This is a genomic window from Paraburkholderia sp. J69-1, from assembly GCF_905220255.1.
Taxonomy (GTDB): domain Bacteria; phylum Pseudomonadota; class Gammaproteobacteria; order Burkholderiales; family Burkholderiaceae; genus Paraburkholderia.
The window spans coordinates 477,320-497,819 of record NZ_CAJMZG010000002.1 but is presented as its reverse complement, the minus strand read 5'-3'; the positions used below and the strand labels follow the sequence as shown (position 1 = coordinate 497,819).

Sequence of the window (20,500 nt, the reverse complement as noted above, 5' to 3'; positions counted from 1 at the left end):
GTCTCCAGATTAACGCGGCGTTTGGACAAGCGCTGATTAGCGGTTTAACGAAGCATTGGCGCGCAGACGTTCGATCGCCAGATCGAGAAACGCACGCACCTTGCGCGTGGCATGACGGCCCTCGCGATGCAGGACGTGAATGGGTAGCGGCGGTGGCTCGTATTCGGCCATGACGATCTGCAACTTGCCCGCGTCGAGTTGCTGCGCGACCTGATACGAAAGCGCCTGCGTAATGCCGAAGCTATCGACGGCAGCGGCAATCGCGGAATCGTTGGTCGTGGTGGACAGCCGCGCGCGCTTTTGCGCGGTAATGCGCGGCGCGCCTGCGCCAAAGCGCCATTCCGGCAACGATGATGCACCGCTGACCGTGATCAGCACGTGGCCGTCGAGTTGATCGGGACGTTGCGGTACGCCGTGCCTTGCCAGATAGTCGGGCGAGGCGCAGACCACGCGCCGCACGCTGCCAACGCGCACCGCCTGCATGGTCGAATCGGCCAGTTCGCCGATGCGCACGCCCACGTCGATGCCTTCGTCGATCAGATTCACCACGCGGTCGAGAAACCAGCAGCGCACATCGGCATCATCGTAGTCGCGCAGATATTCGAGCACGACGGGCATCACGAAAATCCGCCCGAACAGGACCGAAGCGGTAATGCTAAGCAGTCCTCGTGGAACCTGGAGGCTGCCAGCGACGGCATGGTCTGCTTCCTCGATATCGCCGAGAATGCGCCGGCAGCTTTCTGCATAGCCCGCGCCCGCTTCGGTCACGCGCACGATGCGCGTGGTGCGTGTGAGCAGACGCACGCCAAGCGTATCTTCGAGTTCGCTGACGATACGCGTGACCACGGACGGTGACACCTGCAGCTTGCGCGCCGCGGCGGCGAAACCGCCGTTATCCACCACCGAGAGAAAAGCGGTCATCGCCTGCAGACGGTCCATAGCGGGTCGGGGTCCGCGCAGTCGCGGAACGAGGGTCACGGATGCCCGCAGTATACAGTGGGGTGCCATTCGCGCGTTTGCCGTTCGCTCACAGATCGAGTACCAGCGGCGGCGCGGTGCCGTCATCGCCAGCCGCAGGCACGGCGCAGCAGATCAGTGCCTCGTTTTCGCCGACCGTAGCGGCGGGCGGCTGATCAGGGTACGCCACCGCGCCTTCGATAATGCGCGTGCGGCAAGTGCCGCAACTGCCGCCTCGGCAACTGAATTCCGGCGTGAGTCCGTTCGCTTCGGCGAGATCGAGCAGTGTGCCGCTGGTCTGAGGATTCCACTGCACCTCCTTTGTCGCGCGCGCAAAACGCACCGGCACGGCGACGCCGGCACTCGCACGCGGCGGCGTGGCGGGCGGCGCGCTGGCGTCGGCTTTTCGTTTGAGCGCGGCGGGACCAAACGCTTCAGCGTGAATGCGCGCATCGGCGATATTCAGTCCGCGCAAACCATCGTAGATCGACTGCATGAATCCGCCGGGACCGCACAGATAGAAGTCGTAGTCGTTGAACGGTAGCACTTCGCCGAGCATGGCCATGTCGATGCGGCCCAGCGCCTGATAGTCGCTGCCGGATGTCGCGCCTGTCGAATCGCTGAGCACATTGACGAGCGTTACCGCGCCGCCTGCAGCGCGCACGAGTGCCTGCAGTTCTTCGTCGAAGGCGCGATCGGCTTGGGTGCGGGCGGCGTAGAGCAACCAGCTCGGGCGGATATGGCGCGTGCGCAGCCCTTCGTAGACGAGATGGCGCAACATCGCGAGCATCGGCGTGATGCCGACGCCAGCGGCAAGCAGCACAGCCGGTCTGGTTGCGTGCGCATCGATCGTGAAATTGCCGGCGGGCGCGCGTGCTTCGATGCGATCGCCGCGCCGGATTACGTCGTGCAGATAGCGCGATACGCGGCCCTCGCGCTTCACGCTGATGCGGTAAAGGCCATCCGATGGCGCAACTGAAAGCGTATAAGTGCGCAGTGTCGGCTTCGTATCGCCCGGCAGCGTTACGCGAATCGGCAGATGCTGGCCCGCTTCGTGGCGCACGAGCCCCGCGCCATCGGCAGGTTGCAGATAGAACGAGCGGATCGTGCGGCTTTCGTCGGCGATACGCGCTATGGTGAACGGCCGCCATGTATTCTCAAGTGCTTGCGCTTTCATGCGCTCATCGGCTTCGGACCAGTCTCCGGTCAGTGCCGAATTAGGCGAAGCGCCATTGGCGCGGGCAGTCCAGCGTAACGGCAGTGCGCCTGCGCGAAAAATCACGCGTTGCGGCGTGAAGCGCCATAGACGCTCCGCGCCCTGAAACGCGGCAATTTCGGGCGAATCGAGCAGTACTTCGGCGGTGCCGGTCAGTTGCAGCAGATCGCCCGTGGCGTAATCGACGAACACAAGCCCCGCGCGCGGATTCGCGACGATATTGCCCAACGTGTTGAAAAACAGGTTGCCTGCGAAATCGGGCACGGTGAAGACGCCGTGTTCATCCACACGCACGAAGCCCGCCTTACCGCCGCGATGCGACACGTCCACCTGACGATGGCCGTCCTCGCGATCCACATAAGTCGCGACATAAAACGAATCGGCCCGCGCGATGATAGCGCGCGCGCGTTCGTCCATTTGATCGCTGATAACCGGCGCGATCTCGCTGCGTTGCGCGGGATCGCGCACGAAGGTCGCATCGCGCTGGAAGATATATTGCGGGCAATTGCCGTAACTATGCTCGACGAGCAGATCAAAACCTGCATTTGCATCTGGCGCATTGCGTTGCACGGTGCCGTTGAGGCGATTGCGGCGGCGCGTCGGCAATTCGATGCCGAGCAGCGCGAGCGCCGCGCCGTCCTGCATACCGGCATCGGCGGGATCGTCGGCATCGCGTTCGAGCGCAACATGCAGGCGCTGTGCATCGGGCGCATATATAAAACCGGGTCGTTGCGCGCGCAACGTGGCCCACACATCGCCAGCGGCATCGACGGCGCCCAGCACCACAAACGGCAATTGCGGATAGAACAGTCGATGCTGCTCGATCAGATGATCGCGCAGATTGCGCCGCCCGACCGCGTCCATGCGTTCCTCGACACCGGCCGCGCGCTGCATCGCCAGTTCGCCCGCATGCCACGGCGATGGTTTGGGCGAGGTATCGGCGAGAGCGGCGGCGGTGTTCATGATCGAATGTCCTTGGACGAACGCGGCGCTATCGAGTCGCCGCATCGACTTATTCAGGTTTGCGAACGATTACGCGCGCAAGCCGACGCGGCTTTGCGGAAACGCCACAAAACCCGGCAGCGCTTCGACGCGCTTGAGCCACGCATCGACATGCCGGTACGCGCTGATATCGACATTGCCTTCGGGCGCATTGGCGATGTAGCTGTACAGCGCGACATCGGCGATGGTGGGGTGCGAGGCCGCAATCCATTCGCGCTGCGCCAGTTCCGCGTCGATCACGGCGAGGCTCGCGTGGCCGCGGGCAATCACTTCATCGGCGTTGAATGAGGCGTTGAACAGCGTATTGAGGCGCGCAGCGCACACGCCATAAGCGATCTGGCCTGCCGCGACGGAAAGCCAGCGCTGCACTTGCGCCGCACCCAGCGGCGTTTCGGGCAGCCAGTCGGTGCGTTGGTACTTCTTGGCGAGATAGACGAGGATCGCATTCGAATCGGCGATGATGATTTCGCCGTCTTCGAGCACCGGCACCTGGCCGAAGCGGTTCATGGCGAGAAACGCGGGCGTCTTGTGCGCACCGGCGGCGAGATCGACCGGCACGAGTTCGTGTTCGACGCCGAGCAGCGCAAGGAACAATTGGGCGCGGTGTGCGTGACCGGAAAGGGGCGTGTAATGCAGCTTCATGAGGCGGCTTCCTCGACTGGTTGAAAGTACGGAATGGACCGTAGTGCAACCAGTCTAGGCAAGCGCGCGTGGGAACAGAATCAGCCGCTGCGCGATTTCACTATTGCGCAAACGCGAATGATGCGGCGCGGGCGCGTGAGTTGCGCGCCGCAATTCGCGCGCAACCGGCGGCTAGCGCTGCGGCGTCTCGGCCGCCGCTTCGAGCGATTTCAAACCATCGGGCAACTCCAGCTCCGGCAAGGGCTGCTTTTCGAGCGTCGCGAGGAGCGCGGGCGTCACACCCAGCGCGCCGAGCGCAAGCTTCATCACCGCACGCGGATGCTCGCTGGGCGCGCCACCGGTCAGCACCGTTTCGATGCTCTGATAAATCGCGCCCATCACCAGATCCTTCGCCGCACGCGTGTTTTCGAAATGCGCGATGCCGCGTGCGCGCGCCGCTTCCAGATCGCGCGGCAGATAGATATCGGTCAGACGCCCGCTGGCGTCGCCGCGAATGCCGGTGCGCGTGATGAACGCACCCCACGCGGGGTGCATGAGCGCGACCTGCACGTAAGTCTGGCAGCCAATCCAGATCCGCTCGACCGGATTGTCGATGGTGGCCACGCAGACCTCGATGCCGGCGATCACCTCGTCGCTCAATTCCGACGTCACGGCATCCAGCAACTCCGCCGTGGTCTTGAAGTAGTTGTAGAAGGTGCCGCGCGCGACGCCCGCCGCGGCGATGAAATCGTCGATCGAGGCCGCGTCCGGTCCCTTCTGCGCGAACACGCCGACCGCCGCGCTCAGCATCTTGCGGCGCGTGGCTTCGCGGCGCACCGCGCCCGTGCGTATCCGGTGGTCTTCCTTGTCCAGCGCGGGTTCCAGCGTGGCCGCGGGTTTGTTCGACTTCGCGCGCATGGCCGTCAAGACTGCACCTCGGGTTTCCCCCATTGAATTGATACTCTTATCAAGTTGACAATACAGTCCGAATTGTACAGAAATGTCATTTTTAAAAAAGAGCCGCCGAACGGCTCGAATCCGGAGAACACATGGAGGCAGACCAGACCGTCGATGTTGCGATCGTCGGCTACGGGCCGACTGGCCAGTTGCTCGCGCTGATGCTCGGTCGCGCGGGGCATCGCGTGGCCGTGGTCGAGCGTTGGCCCAATCCTTACCCGCTGCCGCGCGCGGTTCATTTCGATCACGAAATCGCCAGGCTGTTTCAGGCTTGCGGGGTCATCCATGATATCAACAGCATCGCCGAGATCACGGACCGCTATCAGTGGCGCAACGCGAACGACGAACTGCTGATGGACTTCAACTGGGGCGGCAATGGGCCGAGCGGCTGGCCGGTCTCGACGATGTTCGCGCAGCCGGAGCTGGAGCGCGTGCTCGATCGCCACGTCAAGCAATTGCCGAATGTGAGCGTGCGCCAGGGCTGGTCGGCGACGACGCTGCGCGAGCATGCCGATGGCGTGTGTATCGACATCGAAACAGGGCAGCTCGCGCAAGGCCGATGGGTGAGCGGCGGCGAGCGAGAAACGATCCACGCGCGCTATGTCGTGGGCGCCGATGGGGCGAATTCGATGGTGCGTCAGGCGTTGGGTATCGGCTGCGAGGATCTGGGCTTTGCGTTCGACTGGCTGGTGGTCGACGTCAAGCCGCAAACGCCGCGCGAATGGGTGCCGAAGACCTGGCAACTGTGCGACCCCGCGCGCCCGACCACGATCGTGCCGGGCGGCCCGGGACGCCGACGCTGGGAATTCATGCTGCTGCCGGGCGAAACGGCGCAGCAGATGAATCAGGATTCGGTGGCGTGGGATCTGCTGGCGCGCTGGGACGTGACGCCCGAAAACGCGGTGCTGGAACGTCACGCCGTCTACACATTCCGCGGACGCTGGGCGAAGGAGTGGCGCGCGGGCCGCGTGCTGCTGGCGGGCGACGCCGCGCATCTGATGCCGCCGTTCGCGGGCCAGGGCATGTGCAGCGGCTTGCGCGACGCGGCAGCGCTGGGCTGGCGACTCGACGCGATCCTGCGCGGCAAGGCGGGCGATGCATTGCTCGATAGTTACGGCCCGGAGCGCTGCAATCATGTGCGCGAGATCATCGATTTTTCGATCTCGCTCGGCAAGGTGATCTGTATCACCGACCCGGCTGCGGCCGCCGCACGCGACCGCGAAATGCGCTCCGCGCAGGCTACGCCCGGATTCGAAGCGCCGCAAGCGCCGCAGCCGCGTCTGGGCGCAGGCTGCTTTGATGTGGATGCGCCGGGCAGTGGCGGGTTGACGCCACAAGGTATCGTCGAATTCGAGGGGCGGCGTGGCTTGTTCGACGATATTTTTGGCGTGCGCTTCGCATTGATTGCCCGCGATAAAGCCGTGCTCGATACGCTTAGTCATACTAATCGCCATGCATTGCAGGAGCAGGGCGTGATCGTCACGCATTTTGGCGCAGGCGGTTTTATCGATGTGCAAGGCATCTACGCTCAGTCCCTTGCGAAGCATGACGCAGTGGCCGTGCTGGCGCGGCCTGATTTTTACAGCTTTGGTGCGGCGCAAAGCGCGCACGCGCTCAATGCGCTTGTCGATGCATGGCGCGAGGCGATGCAGCCCACGGTGAGCGCCTGAACATAACCAGGAGATGAACATGACCCAGAGCCGCCGGCACGACCGCCTCGGCATTCATTCGATCGGCGAATTCGGCATGACAGTGCCTTCGCTCGACGACGCGCAGCGCTTTTACACTGCTTTCGGACTCGACGTAGAGCCCAATGGCGCAGGTGGCCTGTTGATTCGCACCGCAGGTTCGCCGCATGTGTGGGGACGCTTGCGCGAAGGCGCGCGCAAGAAATTCGATTCGCTTACGCTGCATTGTTTCGAGGACGAACTGGACGCGCTGAAGTCGCGTGCGAAAGAGGCGGGCGTGGAATTCATCGCGCCGCCGCCGGGCGCTGACAATGCAGGCTTCTGGATTCGCAATCCCGATGGCATCGCATTGCAGATTCGTGCGGGCGTAAAGACGACGCTCGATGAGGCGAATCATCAGCTTCCCGATCTGCCGGAAAACGGCGTGCGTTGCGCGCCTTATCGGCGCCATACCGCGCAAGTGCGACCTGCGCGAATGTCCCATATCGCTTTTGCGACGCCGAACGTGCCGGCGCAGATCGCGTTCTGCGAGCGCGTGCTGGGCTTGCGCCTCTCCGATCGTTCGGGCGATGGCGTGGCGTTTCTGCATGCGCCACACGGCGGCGATCATCACCTGTTTGCATTTGCAATGAGTTCGGGACCGGCGATGCATCACCTGAGCTGGGATGTGCCGACTGTGGAAGATGTGGGCCTTGGCTATATGCAGATGGCTTCCGCGGGTTATCGCAACGGCTGGGGCGTGGGGCGCCACGTGCTGGGCTCGAACTACTTCTATTACGTGCAGGACCCGTGGGGCAGTTTCTCCGAATACAGCGCCACGATGGATTTCATTCCCGCTTCGGTGGATTGGGTGGCTGAGGATCACGCCCCGGAGGACGGCGTTTATCTCTGGGGCCCGGACTTGCCCCCTGCATTTCTCGAGAACTCCGAACAGGGCGCATAACCCTGTTCGCCTGAACGTGCCCGACGGCTGATCAATCAATTCAATTTGTAAGGATTACTATGAAACTCGTCACTTTTCAATCTCGCGGATATATCTCCATCGGCAAGGTCGAAGGCCAGCAGATTATCGACCTGCCCGCGAGCGATCCGGCGCTGCCCCGCACGATGCTCGAACTGCTGCAGGGCGGCCCCGCGCTGATGCAACGAGCGCGCGATGTGCGTATCGAACAGGCCGTGACCTGGCCGCTCGCCGATGTGCGGCTCGACGCGCCGGTGCCCAATCCGTCGAAGTTTCTCGCCATCGGCATGAATTATCGGCGTCATGTGGAAGAGGCGCGCGCGGCGGGCATTCAGGTGCCGGACAGCCAGGTCTGGTTCAACAAACAGGTCTCGTGTGTGAACGGGCCGTTCGATCCGGTGCATATGCCCAAGGTATCGGACAAGCTCGACTATGAAGCGGAACTGGGTGTGGTGATCGGCCGCCGGTGTCGTCATGTGAGCGAGGCAGAGGCGGCGTCGGTCATCGCCGGTTATGTGGTTTGCAACGACGTTTCGGTGCGCGACTGGCAGATGCGTTCGCCGACGATGATGCTCGGCAAGTCCTTCAACACGCATGGCCCGTTCGGTCCGTGGATCGTGACGCCCGACGAGATTGCCGATCCGCACGCGCTGCAGATGCGCATGCTCGTGAATGGCGAATGCCGGCAGGAAGTGCGCACGGGCGAGATGATCTACAACGTGTGGCAGCAGATTGCGTATCTCTCGACGGTGATGACGCTCGAACCCGGCGATGTCATCGCAACGGGCACGCCTTCGGGTGTGGGCGCGGCGCACAAGCCGCCGCGTTTCCTGAGCGTGGGGGATGTGCTGCGCGTGGAGATCGACGGCGTGGGCCACATCGAAAACGTCGTGGTTGCCGAGCCCGCTTGAAAAACTGATCGCGGAGAACATTAGCATGGCACGCAAAGTCATTATTACCTGCGCGATTACCGGCTCGATTCACACGCCGAGCATGTCGCCGTATCTGCCCGTCACGCCCGATGAAATCGCGGAGCAGGCGATCGCCGCCGCGAAAGCCGGCGCGGCAATCCTGCATCTGCACGCGCGCAATCCCGAAGATGGCCGCCCCGCATTCGACCCGGCCGCGTATCGCCGCTTTCTGCCGCGCATTCATGCGGCTACCGATGCCGTCATCAATATCACCACGGGAGGCGCAGTGAGCATGACGCTCGACGAGCGCCTCGCGGCGGCCATCGACGTATCGGCGGAAATGGCCTCGTGCAATATGGGCTCGCTGAATTTCGCGGTGTTTCCGATTCTCGACAAGCTCAAGACCTTCAAGCATGAGTGGGAGCGCGAATATATCGAAGGCACGCGCCGCGCGATCTTCCGCAATACCTTCGCCGATATCGAGGAAGTGTTTGCGCGTCTGGGGCAGGCGCACGGCACGCGATTCGAGTTCGAATGCTATGACGTCGGGCATCTGTACAACCTCAAGCATTTCGTCGATCGCGGCCTTGTCAAAGGGCCGATCTTCCTGCAGTTCGTGCTGGGCATTCTGGGCGGTATCGGCGCGGACCCAGAGAACCTCGTGCACATGAAGCGCATCGCGGACAAGCTGTTTGGCGAGACCTATCAGTGGTCGGTGCTGGGCGCAGGACGCAATCAGATGCCGCTCATTACGCAGGCCGCGCTGATGGGCGGCAATGTGCGCGTGGGGCTGGAGGATTCGCTGTCGATCGGGCCGGGCAAACTTGCCACGTCGAACGCCGAGCAGGTCGAGATGATTCGCGATTTGTTGCTGCGTCTGGGCTACGAGATCGCCACGCCCGCCGAGGCACGTGCGATGTTGGGCCTCAAAGGCCGCGACAATACGCGGCTTTAAGGAAGCTTTCGCGCCACGTGTTTGCCGCGTGGCGCGCTCAATGAAAAGGACGCGAGTTGATGACCGGGCAACCTGATGTAACTGCCCTTCGAGCGCTGGAAGAGCAGCGCCGTCTTGCCATGCTGGCGGCCGATACGGAAGCGCTGGAAGCGATCTTCGACGAAAGCCTCATTTATATCCATTCGACGGGCGCGCGTGATACGCGTGCCAGTTATCTGGCCAAGCTGACAGGTGGCGCGATGCGTTACGAAAGCGTATCGCTCGATGTGAGCGACATTCTTGTGCGAGAGCGCTTTGCGCTGCTGAGCGGTGCGATGGCGGCAAGCGTGCGGACAGCCAATGGGACGCTCTCCATCTTGAGCCGCTATGAAGCCTCGTGGATCCGATCGGCCGACGGCTGGCGTATCGCCGCGATGCAGAGTTTCATTGCTTAGCCGGATTGAAGATATCTTGCGAGGCGGGTTTATCGATTAAATATAGGATTACATATCAAATAGAAAATTCGCAGAGAATTCGATTCAGGTCCGCAGAGACGCATAACGAACGAATACACGGTTGGAGAGATCATGGAAGAGACGAACAAGACACGATACAAGCGGCGTGTCGCGACGGTGATCGGCGCGGCGGTTGCTGCCTTGATGATGCCGGGCGCGCATGCGCAAGGTAGCGTTACGCTTTACGGCATTCTCGACGTCGGCCTTACGTATGCATCGAATGAAAACGGTCATGGCGCATTTCTCGCCCAGGATTCCGAATACACGCCGAGCATCTGGGGATTGCACGGCGTAGAGGATCTGGGCGACGGTTACAAGGCGGTTTTCGATCTTCAGTCGCAATTCTTTATCAATACTGGCGCGGGCATTCCGGGGCCGGGCGCGGACTTCAATCGCGGTGCGTATGTCGGCATCGAAAAAGAGGGCATTGGTAAGCTCACCTTTGGCCAGCAGTACAACCTGCTGTTCGATTTCCTGTTCTTTCCGCCAGTGCGCCTCGACGGCACGTTCATGTACGGCGGCCTGTTCAACATGCGGCAGGGCCCGTTTTCCACGCTGGGCATTCCGGGCAATATGACCGGCTCACTCGACTTCGATGAAACGGCGGGCATGACGCGCGTGTCGAATTCGGTGAAATTCACGTCGGCGGTATTGGACGGTTTGCGTTTTGGCGCGCTCTACGGTTTTGGCAATACGGCGGGCAGCCTTTCGGCCAACAATACCGTTGGCTTGGGTGCGAATTACAGTTACGGCACGTTTGGGGCGGGCGCGGCTTATAACGAGACCCGTTATACGTCGATGAACGACGGCCACGATGGTATTCGCAACTTCGGAATTGGCATGGGGAATACCTTCGGCAATCTCTATGCGAACGCGCTCTATACCTATACGAAGAACACCTTGACGGGCGCGGTGGCGCAGGTAGGCCAGATTGGCGGGCTCTATTCGTTCAATCCATTCTGGCGTCTGGGCGCGAATTACCAGTACATCAAAGGCAATGCACAACTCGATCACAACCGCGCGCAGCAGGTGACGACGACCGTGCAGTATTCATTGTCGAAGCGCACGATGCTTTATGCGGAAGCGGCGTATCAGTGGACCGGCGGTGATGTGGCAGGCACCCATAATGCGTGGATCGGCGGGCTGACGCCGTCGAGCAATAATCATCAGTTCGCTGCGCACATAGGTATGCAGACGTTTTTCTGAAGCGATCGCCGATTGTGTGTTTTGCGATGGTCTGAGGTTGACGGACGGCAAAGCCTGCGCGCTGCCCTGCGGCTATGCTTGCGCCGGTTCAATTCCAACCATCGCAATCATGAAAAAACGCATTTACGCCTCTGCCGCGCTTGCCATTGCGCTCGCAACCGGCTCGACCTTTGCCCAGACGCAACCCGCTCCGTCGATCGATCAGGGCGATGGCTTCTACGCTATCTGCCAGCGGGCAGAGAATCTCGAAGCCTGTGCAATGTATCTGGCAGGCTATTCGAACGGTGTCCTCGTTCAGACCTTGATCGACCGGCAAAAACCGCGTTACTGCCTGCCGCAAAACCTCACGCGCGGGGATCAGTTGCGCGTGGTGCTCGGCTATATCAAGGGCCATCTCGACCAGATTCTGGAGCCCACCGGCGCCATCGTCTACAAGGCGCTGCTCGCCAATTTTCCCTGCCGGTAAGCAGCGCACGGGCACTAGATGACCAGGTGCCTGGTGATTAACTCGATGCCTTTGCGCATGCGGCTGATGGCTTCGGCCGCATTGATCACCTTGCTATAGGTCGGGCTGTATTCGGGGCCACGCGAGGGATGGCTGTCGAAATTCTTGATGGCATCGCTGTCGAGCGACGGCGTGATATGCGCACCGCTGTTAAAAAGATGCCGTGGCAAATGCGGTTCCAGCATCTTGAACAACATGGTGAAGTCTTCGTTGGCCAGACGCACGCTTTCGTGCAGCAGTTCGAAAGCGTCGTTGAGTTTGGGGACCGTGGCGGTTGGCACCGGGCTGGCCAATGTGTCGGTCTGGAGGCCCGCCTGTTGCAGGCGCTCCATTGCTATCGCGGCGGTGACCGTTGGAGCCGCCTGGCGGCCATCGCTTTGGGTGGTGTCCATGAAATCAGTTCCTGTTGCAGGGATTCAAGATGTTGCAGTGCGAAGCCGGCCGATGGTTGACGGCGCCTGGCGCGCGTTGCGCGCGGGATTCTAATAGGCGCCGGTCGAGGCTCATCCTGAAAAGGGGCTGCATGCATTGGAACCTTTGCAGCCGCTTCATGAACGCCGCACGAGCATGCAGAGATTGCGGAATTGGCGATGCTCTTCGTCGTAGCCCGTCAATGCGCCCTGACACCACCAGTTACGCTGTTGAAGCCGTGCTTCGAGCGCGAGTTGTTCTGCTGTGGGTATCCAGTAGCGGTTATCGGCCGATCGCCCGGCTTCACGGATTGCGCCTGTTTGCAGGGCCTGGATAAGCACCGTATTCAAGGCCGGTGCACGAATACCCACCAGTTTCGCGAGTTCGCGTGTGTTGTAGCGCACGCCGGGTTGCATCGCCGAGATGATTTCCTGCACATCAGGCGAGAGGCGAATGACGTCGGCGTCTGTTTCGCTATTCGCCCTGACAACGGATTGTTTTGCCGCCACGACTTCGGTCTGCTTGATCGACATGGATTGCTCCTGCAGTAATGGGGTGACTATCGGTTTGCGCTGGTTTCCTCGTTGTGGTCGTGAACGTTCGCAAATGACCGCCCTTGACCGTCTGTGACCGCCCTTGACTATAGGCGCACCGTTTCCCCGCGAAATGATGCCGGTCAACACTCGGGCGCGCGCTGCAGGGTCAATTGAAGGGGAAATGACCCAGTCATCGCAATGGCACGTCCGGCAAGGTTAAAAAGCGTTAGACTCGCTATCACGGTCCGGTCGGACTTGGGGTAAGATTCGCGGCTTGTAATGGATGGGCGGCGCTGCCGCAGGGTGCACGAATGGATCAGAGGAAAGCAGAAACCCTTCTCGTCGATGCAGACAGAATGGCCGAATTCGTTCTCGAATGTTTCGAACTGACGCTGGCCGCACCAGCGGGCCGCGAGTTGTACGAACGCGCGTTCGGAGCCTATATCCGCAGCCAGGTGGGCGATATGCCGATGGCCGAAATCTACGATTCGATCAAGACCGACCCGGTTTTCGATCTGGATAGCTAATTAAAAAAATACGGCGGTGCGTCAATTTCAACGCACCGCCGTATTCAATTCTGCAGACGACGATGCTCAGTAAAAGCGCGTCGTCTGTACGACCTTGATCATCGCCTGTTGATCACAATCGGCTTTGCGCCGTTCAGGCCCAGTGTCCCGGTATCCATTGCCAATGATTGCCTTCCCAGCGGTAGTGGCCTTTGACCCAGTGGTAGCCGGGTTGAGGCGCGGGCGGCACGACTTCTACGCGCGGTGCGGGCTCGGGCGGGCGAGCAGGTTCGACTACACACGCAGAGAGCAGCGCGGAACACATCAGTAGACCGAAATAGATTCGGGGTTTCATAAGAGTTCCTCCTTGAAGATGGTTTTATCGTTGCTTACGGGTTGGGGAATCAGGCGCGTATAAGTCCTGTGATGGGTTTTGTCGCGCCTGCTTGCGCGAACAGCGCGGCAGCCGTGCGCTGCGGATCGAGTTGCAGGCTTTCGGCGGCGGCGCCTGCGATCAACGCATCGAGTGCAGCGGTGGGCTTGAGATCGCGCGATTCGTAAAGATCGCCCGGGCGCAAACCGGGCCAATCGGCGATCACGCGGCCGCCTGCAACCGCGCCGCCCATCAGCATCGCGACCGAACCCTGACCGTGATCGGTGCCGCCGGTGCCGTTGGCCGCCGCGGTGCGGCCGAACTCGGTCGCCACCAGCACGGTTGTGTTGTCCCACGCGGAGCCGAGGTTGTCGCGCAGCGCCGCAATCATCGTGTCGAGCGCCTTCAACTGATTCGCGAGCCGCGCGTTCTGCGCGCTATGCGTGTCCCAGCCGCCGGTTTCGATCATCGCAATGCGCGGGCCGTCCGCGCGCGCAAGAAAACCGGCCGCGAGTTTGCCTACGCTCGCCGGGTCCTGCTTCGCGCTCGCATCGCCTGCGAGCCCGCGCGCCGTCATCGCCGAATTCCAGAGACCGTGCAGTTGCGCGTCGCCTTCGTAAAGCGCGGAAACGCGCGTGAGCAGATCGTCGGTTGCGGCAGGCAATGCGGAGGGCGCATACGAAGTCGCACGCGCCGCACCGCGCAAGGCGAGCGGCACGGTAGGCGCGAACGCAATGGCGTTTTCGCGCGTGCCGCCCACCTGCGCGACCAGCCGGTTGAGCCAGCCGTCCTTGACCTGATACGGCGAACGCCCGCCGGTTTCCAGCACATTCTGGCCGTCGAAATGCGAGCGGTCGCGATAAGGCGAGGCCACCGCATGCACGAACAGCGCCTGCCCCGATCGATACATCTGCGCGGTCTGCGCGAGCGCGGGATGCAGCGCGAAGGTGCCATCGAGTTTGGTGGCGTTGGCCGTATCGATGGCGAGTGCGCCACGCAGCCCCGCGTATGCAGGCTCAGCATAAGGGACGACGATGTTCAGACCATCGGCGGCGCCGCGCTGGATCACGAACACGAAGCGACGATCGGTGGCGGCATGCGCGAACACGATCTGCGGGGCGACGAGCATCGCGCCTGCACCGGCAGCGGCAACGCACAGAAAATGGCGGCGGGAGAGCATGGCGGTTATCTCCTCAAAAAATCGGGCGAAACGAGCAGCAGGGCAAGCGCAGTCGGTGCGCTTTCCGCATGCGCGACGGCCGTGGCGGTGGGCGGCGTGAGCGTGCCGGGCAGGACTGTCGGCGCGAGCGCGCGCGGATCGAGGCGGTCGCCCACGCGCGCGGCGAAACGCTGGGCGACTTCGACGCGCCTCACCAGCGCATCGGGTGCGGCCCAACTGGCGGCGATATCGTCGTAGCCCGCGGGCGAACCGGGCCGCCAGACCGGCTGACCGAGTTGCGTGAGCAAGGGCGCCGCGTTCAGATCGCCGCGATCGCGCCAGCCGAGCGCGCGCATCGACGAAACAGTCCATTCCCACGGCGTCTTGAACTTGGTGTCGGGCGCGGACCACGCTTGCGGCGCTGCAATCAGCGCGCGATAAACCGTCGGCAGATCGCCGCCGCTTTGTTCGAAGGCGAGGGCGAGGCGATCGGTGAGCGCGGGCGGCGGGTTATCGGCGACGAAATGGCGGCCAAGCTGGAACGCAATATGGCGGCTCGTAGCGGGCGCGTGCGCAAGATCGTGCAATATCGCCAGCGCCTGTAGTTCGTCATCCTGATCATATTGGCGGCCCATCACCGTGCGTGTGCCGGGTTCGTGCAGGGCGGGGCGAAACACAAACGCGCCAGGCTGCGCATTGCCAGGCTGCGGGCCGCGTGCCGCGGCCACGCTCCAGCCGGTGAGCGCACGCGCGAATTCGGTTACGTCGTCCTGCGTGTAGCCGGTGCGCACGCCCAGCGTGTGCAGTTCCATGATCTCGCGTGCCAGGTTTTCGTTGAGGCCGCGTTTGTGCGCGGGATCGCGTTGATCGGCGCGCTGTGCGGCGCGGCTGTCCGGTCCGACCGAGCGCGTCTGGTCGAGAAAAAGCTGCATCGCCGGATGTTGTTCGACGGCCACCAGCATCTGCTCGAAATTGCCGAGCACGTGCGGGCGGATCGCTTCCATTTCGAACGCGCCGGCCAGACCCGCGATGGCCGGCTTATCGACGGAAACGGCGAAATGATTCGACCAGAAATGCACGAGACGCTCGACAAATGGCGTATCGGTTTGCAAGGCGCTGGTGAGGCGCGCGTTCACCGCACTGCGATAGATATCGACGCTTTCACGCCGGATCGCACGATTGACCGCCTGGCGAGCGGCTTGCGGCGATGATGCTGGCGTCGGAGCCGATGCCGGTGCGCTTGCCTCGGCCTGATTCGCCATGCCTTGCTGGCGCTCTTCGCCAAAACGCGTCGCCAGCGCGACCGCGCCGGGTTCTTCGCGCCACGCCGCAGGCAACGGTTCGTAGCGCGCGAACTGATCGAGCAGCCAGCGCTGCGGATCGGCGGGCGGCGCTTCGTCGGCGCGTGCACCCAGACCAAAGCGATTCATGGCGATCGCGGCGGCGCGGGCGGTGGGCTGGCTGTCCATGCGCGGTCCTTGTCAGGTCGATTGAGGGGCGTTCAGGTGTTGCGTACAGTCCTTAAACGCCGCTCGCGCATGAATCCGTCGCGGTTCCGCCGATATTTTTTCGCCTCGTGCGAGTGTCAGGTTGATTACCGCGCCAATTACGGTGCGGAACTCGCCTGCGAAACCGCTTTGCGCTGCTGCGGCGGCAAACGCCACTGACCGCTGCGCTCCAGACCTTCGACGAACTTCACGCGCTCTTCGGGCGTGAGCGTGGCCGCGTAATCGGCGACACCGCTTTCCACCTTCGCGCGCAAAGCGCTATCGGCTGCGCGCGTGCGCGCCAGCGCAGCGTCGAGCGCGGCGCGGTCGAGTTGCGGCGCAGCCAACAGATCCAGCACTTCACGCCGATCCTCGCGCGCCGCGCGGGCGTCTTCGCGGCCTTCGCGACGCGCGGCCTTGAGCGCGTCGATGAATTGCTCGCGCCGCTCGGGCGGGAGATTGTCGGTGGCAAAGCGCAGCGCGGCGCGTTGGGCGGGCGGCGCTTGCGTTTGTGTCTGTGTTTGCGCCTGCGCCTCGCGTGCATCGCGCGCGGCGAACCAGCGCCATGCGCCGCCCGCGATCCCGCCGAGCAGAAACACATTGAGCAGCACCGATCCCACAATCAGCACCTTCCACGAGCGTGCGTTCATTCATCACCCCAATCGGCGCTCGAACCGCCGAAACTCGAATCCATATAGCTGCTTTCGTGCAGCGCTTCCTGTTGCGCGTGAAAATTATTGAGCGTGTTCGCGGGCAGCAACATCGACATCGCCATCGCGCCGGCCAGCGCCCCTGCGATCCCCACGCCCGCGAATGCCGCGCCCGACCACCAGAAGCGCTTGCGCTTCGCGCGATCCGGCTTCGCCTGCACCGGCACGGCCACGGGCGCGCTCGCCACGATCTGCTCGACCAAGGCGCGCGAGGGCGGCGCAACGAGATCGCGCGCGAGCCACGCGTCGAGCGCGAGCGCTTCCTGCAGCACGGCATCGGCCTGCGTGCGATGCGCGCGGGCCCACGCGAGCGCGTCGGCGCGTTCGTCCTGTGGCCAGCGGCGCGGATCGGCGCCATAGGCTTCGACGAGTGTGTGGAATCGTTCGGGTGTCATGCTCGATCCTTGCCGGCGCTTTCGCCGGCCAGTTGTGCGCGCAAGCTGCGCCGGGCGCGCGCCAGCAGGCTTTCGAGCGCGTCGACCGTGATGTCCATCAGGCCGGCGGCTTCGGCGTTCGAAAGTTCTTGATAGTAAGTGAGCACCAGCGCTTCGCGTTGGCGCACGGGCAATGCGGCCAGCGCATCGCGCACACGCGCGTCGCGCACGCGCGATTCCAGTTGTTCGTCGGGCCGCGCGGCGGGATCGGCTTCATCGGGCAAGGCGTCGGCCGTGGCAGCGGGCGCTTCGCGATGGCCGCGCAGGCGGTCGTAGCACAGATTGAGCGCGACGCGGTGCAGCCAGGTATCGAATTTCGCCTCGCCGCTGCGCCAGTGCGGCGCCTGTTTCCAGATACGCATGAACGCCTCCTGGGCGACGTCTTCGGCTTCCATGCGGTCGCCCAGCATGCGGGTGGCGAGCGCGAGCAGGCGCGGCAGCTTGTTCGCGACGAGCGTGCGCACCGCGCCCGCATCGCGCGCGCCAACGCGGGCGATGAGTGGCGCATCGGGGTCCGCCTGGCGGCTTGCCGATGCCGGATGGCGCGCGGATTCGTGTTCCTGATCGTCGTTCAAGACACCGTACCGTGGCGTATCGTCAGCGGCCGGCGCCGGGCGCATCCCGGCGCCGGCGGCAGCGCGAAAGTCATCGTCGTGGCCTCCCGGGGCCTGCGCGGGTTCGGGCCGAGCCGCCGTGGCGGCGGCGTCGGCCGGTTCGCGAGCGTTCAATATACGACGACCGCGGGCCGGTAATACGCGGGGCGCGCGGGCACGACCACGCAGCCCGCGAGGACCGCCGCGGCAATGGCGATGAGGAGCAGCGTTTTCATGCTCGCCGCCTCAGGCCCAATGGCCCGGCACCCAGCGCCAGTTGGGGCCGCGCGCGATCCAGTGGCCGGGCACCCAGCGGTAGCCCACGCGTACCGGCTGCCAGTGGCCGGGCGCCCAGACATAGGCGCCATGATTCCAGCGCCAGTGGCCCGGGTCCCAGGCGTAGCCCGCGCGCGGCGGCGGCACGTGTTCCACGCGCGGCGGCGGCGGCGCGTTAGGGGCGATGATGACGGTCTGCGCGAACGCGCCGGTGCCCGCGAGCGCGAGCGTAGCGGCGACGACAATCGATCGGAATGACAAAAGCGGCTTGCGAGGCATGGATTTCCTCCCGTTGTTCGTGATGGAACGCACGGCCTTCGTGCGTCCTTGTTTCACTTGAACGGGGCAGCGGGAGAAATCCGTCGCTGGCAGGAAAATTTTTTTGCGGCGCGGGCCTTTCGCCCGCTCTTGCCCGCAATACGTCAGGCGCCCAGTAAATACGCACATGCGCCGATGGCATCGCGCACGCGCGCCACGGCCACATCGCGCAGCGCATTCGCGCGCCAGCCGAGTTCGATCGGATAACCGGGCAAGGCGAGCGGACATTCGACCAGGCGCAGCCCCGTAAGCGCGGCGATGGCGCTGGCGGCATGGCGCGGAATGGTGGCGACCGCCTGCGTGCCCTTGAGCAGATACGGCAGGCCGGCGAAATGCGTGGTGGATGCGATCACCGTGCGTTTCAGACCTTGCGCGGCCAGCGCTTCATCGACGATACCGACCACGCCGCCCGACGAAACCAGAATATGCCCGCGCGCAACGAAAGCCTCGAGCGTGAGCGCGGTGTGATCGTCCTTGCCCGCTGGCGCGAGCGAGGCCGCATCGACGAGACACGCATAGTCGCCCTGACCGAGCGATTGATGGCTCAACCCGCGCGCGCCGAAACCGCCCGCCGCGATGGCCAGATCGATCTCCTGATTCGCAAGACTGTCGCTCACGATCTGGCTGTAAGTCTGCCGAAAGATCACGCGCAAGCCGGGCGCGTGCCGCGCCACCTGCGCGATGATGGGCTGGCCCAGCGCCAGTTCGAAATCGTCGGACAGACCGATGGCGACGGCGCGGCCATGAAAGCTGGCGGGTTTCGGCGACGCGATCGCCAGACTCTGGCGCACGCGATCGAGCGCTTCGCTCACGACCGGCTTGAGTTCGCGCGCGCGCGAAGTGGGCGCGAGGCCGCGTCCGGTCGGTGTGAAGAGGCGGTCGTCGTAGAGCACGCGCAGGCGTTTGAGCGCGGCGCTCACGGCGGATTGCGTCATGTCCAGCCGGATCGCCGCGCGGCTCGCGCCGCCTTCCTCGAACAGGGCTTCGAAAATCTTCAGCAGATTCAGATCGACGCCGGAGATATCACTGGCATGCATAGCAGAAAGTGGCGGCGCGCGTGGGCGCGAGGTTTTGACCCCTCCATCATACGGATTCGACTCGCCGAACCTGAATCCGAACCTGAATCACGGAGAAAAACATCATGCCGAAATCGACTCTCGCCGCCTTGCAGATCGGCTCGCTGCCGCAGGGCAAAGCGGCCACGCTGGAGCACATTCTGTCGTTCGAAGAGGCGATCCGCGCCGCGGGCGCGTCGCTCGTCGTGATGCCCGAGGCGCTGCTGGGCGGCTATCCGAAGGGCGAAATCTTCGGCACGCGGCTGGGCTATCGTCTGCCCGAAGGGCGTGAGGCGTTTGCGCGCTATTACGACAACGCCATCGACGTGCCGGGCGCCGAAACCGATGCGCTCGCGGCGCTGTCCGCGCGCTGCGAAGCGTCGATTGTGATCGGCGTGATCGAGCGCTCGGGCAACACGCTGTATTGCACGGCGCTGTTCTTCGATCCGCGCGAAGGCCTGGTGGCGAAGCACCGCAAGCTCATGCCCACGGGCACCGAGCGGCTGATCTGGGGGCAGGGCGACGGCTCGACGCTGCGGGTGGTGCAGACCGCTGCGGGCGTGGCGGGCACGGCCATCTGCTGGGAAAACCATATGCCGCTGCTGCGCACGGCGATGTACGCGAAGGGCGTGCAGGTCTGGTGCGCGCCGACCGTCGACGAACGCGAGATCTGGCAGTGCTCGATGCGCCATATCGCGCACGAAGGGCGCTGCTTCGTGGTGAGCGCGTGTCAGGTGCAGCCTTCGCCGGCGGCGCTCGGCATCGACGTGCCGCATTGGGACCCGGCCCGCCCGCTCATCAACGGCGGCAGCGTGATCGTCGGGCCGCTCGGCGATATTCTCGCGGGCCCGCTGCACGGCGAGACCGGCCTCGTGACGGCGCAGATCGATACCGACGAACTCGTGCGCGCACGTTACGACTTCGATGTGGTGGGCCACTACGCGCGCCCCGACGTGTTTTCGCTCAACGTGGACGAACGCGCGAAGCGCACGGTGAATTTCCAGAGCGAGTAAGCGCTGCGGTGTAGATAATATGGATACCTGATTAATCGAAGTAAGCGCATGTGAGGCAGGCATTATTGCTTCCAGCGTCAGAATCTAGTGCGCGTCCAGGCATTGATCGGCGCGCGAGGCTCTGCCAGGCTCCCGGGTGGCCTGCGCCTCGCCGCC

23 protein-coding genes are annotated in these 20,500 nt (G+C 63.6%); 9 read left to right on the top strand and 14 right to left on the bottom strand.

Features of this window, described 5'->3' with window-relative positions; translation table 11 throughout:
* Positions 1-36 precede the first annotated feature (36 nt).
* From U5A67_RS05335 to U5A67_RS05320, 4 genes are all read right to left on the bottom strand, one after another.
* Positions 37-939 (bottom strand): LysR family transcriptional regulator, encoded by a 903-nt coding sequence (locus tag U5A67_RS05335; protein WP_321813325.1) that lies wholly within the window; start codon positions 937-939, stop codon positions 37-39.
* Between the two features lie 88 nt (positions 940-1,027).
* A complete protein-coding gene (locus tag U5A67_RS05330; RefSeq protein WP_321813324.1) occupies positions 1,028-3,136 on the bottom strand; it encodes a pyridoxamine 5'-phosphate oxidase family protein in 2,109 nt (702 codons plus the stop codon).
* Positions 3,137-3,205: 69 nt separating this feature from the next.
* Positions 3,206-3,817, bottom strand: coding sequence for a glutathione S-transferase family protein (locus U5A67_RS05325; protein WP_205986291.1), 612 nt, complete (start codon positions 3,815-3,817; stop codon positions 3,206-3,208).
* A gap of 171 nt (positions 3,818-3,988) precedes the next feature.
* Positions 3,989-4,714, bottom strand: coding sequence for a TetR/AcrR family transcriptional regulator (locus U5A67_RS05320; protein ID WP_321959680.1), 726 nt, complete (start codon positions 4,712-4,714; stop codon positions 3,989-3,991).
* A gap of 131 nt (positions 4,715-4,845) precedes the next feature.
* Between U5A67_RS05320 and U5A67_RS05315 the strand changes: the two genes are divergently transcribed.
* The 7 genes from U5A67_RS05315 to U5A67_RS05285 all read left to right on the top strand — a co-directional run bounded on the left by U5A67_RS05315 (position 4,846) and on the right by U5A67_RS05285 (position 11,434).
* Positions 4,846-6,423, top strand: coding sequence for a bifunctional 3-(3-hydroxy-phenyl)propionate/3-hydroxycinnamic acid hydroxylase (locus U5A67_RS05315; RefSeq protein WP_321813322.1), 1,578 nt, complete (start codon positions 4,846-4,848; stop codon positions 6,421-6,423).
* 19 nt (positions 6,424-6,442) lie between these two features.
* The gene (locus U5A67_RS05310) at positions 6,443-7,384 is read left to right on the top strand and encodes a VOC family protein (RefSeq protein WP_321813321.1); all 942 of its coding nucleotides are present in this window, start codon (positions 6,443-6,445) and stop codon (positions 7,382-7,384) included.
* Positions 7,385-7,443: 59 nt separating this feature from the next.
* The gene (locus U5A67_RS05305) at positions 7,444-8,313 is read left to right on the top strand and encodes a fumarylacetoacetate hydrolase family protein (protein WP_321813320.1); all 870 of its coding nucleotides are present in this window, start codon (positions 7,444-7,446) and stop codon (positions 8,311-8,313) included.
* 19 nt (positions 8,314-8,332) lie between these two features.
* Positions 8,333-9,268 carry a 3-keto-5-aminohexanoate cleavage protein gene (locus U5A67_RS05300; RefSeq protein ID WP_321813407.1) on the top strand — a complete coding sequence of 312 codons (936 nt, stop codon included), beginning with the start codon at positions 8,333-8,335 and terminating at the stop codon, positions 9,266-9,268.
* 59 nt (positions 9,269-9,327) lie between these two features.
* On the top strand, positions 9,328-9,702 hold the full coding sequence (locus tag U5A67_RS05295) for a nuclear transport factor 2 family protein (RefSeq protein ID WP_321813319.1): 375 nt from the start codon (positions 9,328-9,330) through the stop codon (positions 9,700-9,702).
* 132 nt (positions 9,703-9,834) lie between these two features.
* Positions 9,835-10,968 (top strand): porin, encoded by a 1,134-nt coding sequence (locus U5A67_RS05290; protein WP_321813318.1) that lies wholly within the window; start codon positions 9,835-9,837, stop codon positions 10,966-10,968.
* Between the two features lie 109 nt (positions 10,969-11,077).
* Positions 11,078-11,434, top strand: a complete 357-nt coding sequence (locus U5A67_RS05285) for a Rap1a/Tai family immunity protein (protein ID WP_321813317.1) — start codon at positions 11,078-11,080, stop codon at positions 11,432-11,434.
* Between the two features lie 14 nt (positions 11,435-11,448).
* On the opposite strand, the gene U5A67_RS05280 is transcribed toward U5A67_RS05285, so the two are convergent.
* Both U5A67_RS05280 and U5A67_RS05275 read right to left on the bottom strand, forming a co-directional pair.
* A complete protein-coding gene (locus U5A67_RS05280; RefSeq protein WP_321813316.1) occupies positions 11,449-11,865 on the bottom strand; it encodes a hypothetical protein in 417 nt (138 codons plus the stop codon).
* A 156-nt stretch (positions 11,866-12,021) separates the two neighbouring features.
* Positions 12,022-12,417 (bottom strand): hypothetical protein, encoded by a 396-nt coding sequence (locus U5A67_RS05275; protein ID WP_321813315.1) that lies wholly within the window; start codon positions 12,415-12,417, stop codon positions 12,022-12,024.
* A 359-nt stretch (positions 12,418-12,776) separates the two neighbouring features.
* Here U5A67_RS05275 and U5A67_RS05270 point away from each other — a divergent pair, with 359 nt between their 5' ends.
* Positions 12,777-12,947: a hypothetical protein gene (locus U5A67_RS05270; RefSeq protein WP_321813314.1), complete on the top strand. Its 171-nt coding sequence runs from the start codon at positions 12,777-12,779 to the stop codon at positions 12,945-12,947.
* 133 nt (positions 12,948-13,080) lie between these two features.
* Here U5A67_RS05270 and U5A67_RS05265 read toward each other — a convergent pair whose 3' ends face one another.
* The 8 genes from U5A67_RS05265 to U5A67_RS05230 all read right to left on the bottom strand — a co-directional run bounded on the left by U5A67_RS05265 (position 13,081) and on the right by U5A67_RS05230 (position 19,313).
* Positions 13,081-13,281: a YXWGXW repeat-containing protein gene (locus U5A67_RS05265; RefSeq protein WP_321813313.1), complete on the bottom strand. Its 201-nt coding sequence runs from the start codon at positions 13,279-13,281 to the stop codon at positions 13,081-13,083.
* A gap of 49 nt (positions 13,282-13,330) precedes the next feature.
* Positions 13,331-14,479 (bottom strand): DUF1501 domain-containing protein, encoded by a 1,149-nt coding sequence (locus U5A67_RS05260; RefSeq protein WP_415767780.1) that lies wholly within the window; start codon positions 14,477-14,479, stop codon positions 13,331-13,333.
* 5 nt (positions 14,480-14,484) lie between these two features.
* Entirely contained in the window at positions 14,485-15,927 is a 1,443-nt protein-coding gene (locus U5A67_RS05255; RefSeq protein WP_321813312.1) for a DUF1800 domain-containing protein, read from the bottom strand.
* Positions 15,928-16,064: 137 nt separating this feature from the next.
* On the bottom strand, positions 16,065-16,595 hold the full coding sequence (locus U5A67_RS05250; protein WP_321813311.1) for a periplasmic heavy metal sensor: 531 nt from the start codon (positions 16,593-16,595) through the stop codon (positions 16,065-16,067).
* Complete coding sequence (locus U5A67_RS05245) at positions 16,592-17,050, bottom strand: hypothetical protein (protein ID WP_321813310.1); 459 nt, start codon at positions 17,048-17,050, stop codon at positions 16,592-16,594. Before U5A67_RS05245 ends, U5A67_RS05250 begins: the two co-directional genes overlap by 4 nt.
* Complete coding sequence (locus tag U5A67_RS05240) at positions 17,047-17,709, bottom strand: RNA polymerase sigma factor (RefSeq protein ID WP_321813405.1); 663 nt, start codon at positions 17,707-17,709, stop codon at positions 17,047-17,049. Before U5A67_RS05240 ends, U5A67_RS05245 begins: the two co-directional genes overlap by 4 nt.
* Positions 17,710-17,928: 219 nt before the next feature.
* Positions 17,929-18,237: a YXWGXW repeat-containing protein gene (locus U5A67_RS05235; RefSeq protein ID WP_205986306.1), complete on the bottom strand. Its 309-nt coding sequence runs from the start codon at positions 18,235-18,237 to the stop codon at positions 17,929-17,931.
* A 143-nt stretch (positions 18,238-18,380) separates the two neighbouring features.
* The gene (locus U5A67_RS05230) at positions 18,381-19,313 is read right to left on the bottom strand and encodes a LysR substrate-binding domain-containing protein (RefSeq protein WP_321813309.1); all 933 of its coding nucleotides are present in this window, start codon (positions 19,311-19,313) and stop codon (positions 18,381-18,383) included.
* Between the two features lie 104 nt (positions 19,314-19,417).
* Between U5A67_RS05230 and U5A67_RS05225 the strand changes: the two genes are divergently transcribed.
* Positions 19,418-20,344 carry a carbon-nitrogen hydrolase family protein gene (locus U5A67_RS05225; RefSeq protein WP_321813308.1) on the top strand — a complete coding sequence of 309 codons (927 nt, stop codon included), beginning with the start codon at positions 19,418-19,420 and terminating at the stop codon, positions 20,342-20,344.
* Positions 20,345-20,500 lie beyond the last annotated feature (156 nt).

Bases quoted from the DNA above. Each gene is read 5' to 3' on its own strand.
- U5A67_RS05270 (WP_321813314.1), top strand. From the start codon at position 12,777: ATGGCCGAATTCGTTCTCGAATGTTTCGAACTGACGCTGGCCGCACCA.
- U5A67_RS05245 (WP_321813310.1), bottom strand. From the start codon at position 17,050: ATGACACCCGAACGATTCCACACACTCGTCGAAGCCTATGGCGCCGAT.
- U5A67_RS05225 (WP_321813308.1), top strand. From the start codon at position 19,418: ATGCCGAAATCGACTCTCGCCGCCTTGCAGATCGGCTCGCTGCCGCAG.
- U5A67_RS05230 (WP_321813309.1), bottom strand. From the start codon at position 19,313: ATGCATGCCAGTGATATCTCCGGCGTCGATCTGAATCTGCTGAAGATT.
- U5A67_RS05240 (WP_321813405.1), bottom strand. From the start codon at position 17,709: ATGCGCCCGGCGCCGGCCGCTGACGATACGCCACGGTACGGTGTCTTG.
- U5A67_RS05310 (WP_321813321.1), top strand. From the start codon at position 6,443: ATGACCCAGAGCCGCCGGCACGACCGCCTCGGCATTCATTCGATCGGC.
- U5A67_RS05290 (WP_321813318.1), top strand. From the start codon at position 9,835: ATGGAAGAGACGAACAAGACACGATACAAGCGGCGTGTCGCGACGGTG.
- U5A67_RS05235 (WP_205986306.1), bottom strand. From the start codon at position 18,237: ATGCCTCGCAAGCCGCTTTTGTCATTCCGATCGATTGTCGTCGCCGCT.
- U5A67_RS05295 (WP_321813319.1), top strand. From the start codon at position 9,328: ATGACCGGGCAACCTGATGTAACTGCCCTTCGAGCGCTGGAAGAGCAG.
- U5A67_RS05305 (WP_321813320.1), top strand. From the start codon at position 7,444: ATGAAACTCGTCACTTTTCAATCTCGCGGATATATCTCCATCGGCAAG.
- U5A67_RS05250 (WP_321813311.1), bottom strand. From the start codon at position 16,595: ATGAACGCACGCTCGTGGAAGGTGCTGATTGTGGGATCGGTGCTGCTC.
- U5A67_RS05260 (WP_415767780.1), bottom strand. From the start codon at position 14,479: ATGCTCTCCCGCCGCCATTTTCTGTGCGTTGCCGCTGCCGGTGCAGGC.
- U5A67_RS05275 (WP_321813315.1), bottom strand. From the start codon at position 12,417: ATGTCGATCAAGCAGACCGAAGTCGTGGCGGCAAAACAATCCGTTGTC.
- U5A67_RS05335 (WP_321813325.1), bottom strand. From the start codon at position 939: ATGGACCGTCTGCAGGCGATGACCGCTTTTCTCTCGGTGGTGGATAAC.
- U5A67_RS05255 (WP_321813312.1), bottom strand. From the start codon at position 15,927: ATGGACAGCCAGCCCACCGCCCGCGCCGCCGCGATCGCCATGAATCGC.
- U5A67_RS05320 (WP_321959680.1), bottom strand. From the start codon at position 4,714: ATGCGCGCGAAGTCGAACAAACCCGCGGCCACGCTGGAACCCGCGCTG.
- U5A67_RS05330 (WP_321813324.1), bottom strand. From the start codon at position 3,136: ATGAACACCGCCGCCGCTCTCGCCGATACCTCGCCCAAACCATCGCCG.
- U5A67_RS05280 (WP_321813316.1), bottom strand. From the start codon at position 11,865: ATGGACACCACCCAAAGCGATGGCCGCCAGGCGGCTCCAACGGTCACC.
- U5A67_RS05285 (WP_321813317.1), top strand. From the start codon at position 11,078: ATGAAAAAACGCATTTACGCCTCTGCCGCGCTTGCCATTGCGCTCGCA.
- U5A67_RS05325 (WP_205986291.1), bottom strand. From the start codon at position 3,817: ATGAAGCTGCATTACACGCCCCTTTCCGGTCACGCACACCGCGCCCAA.
- U5A67_RS05315 (WP_321813322.1), top strand. From the start codon at position 4,846: ATGGAGGCAGACCAGACCGTCGATGTTGCGATCGTCGGCTACGGGCCG.
- U5A67_RS05265 (WP_321813313.1), bottom strand. From the start codon at position 13,281: ATGAAACCCCGAATCTATTTCGGTCTACTGATGTGTTCCGCGCTGCTC.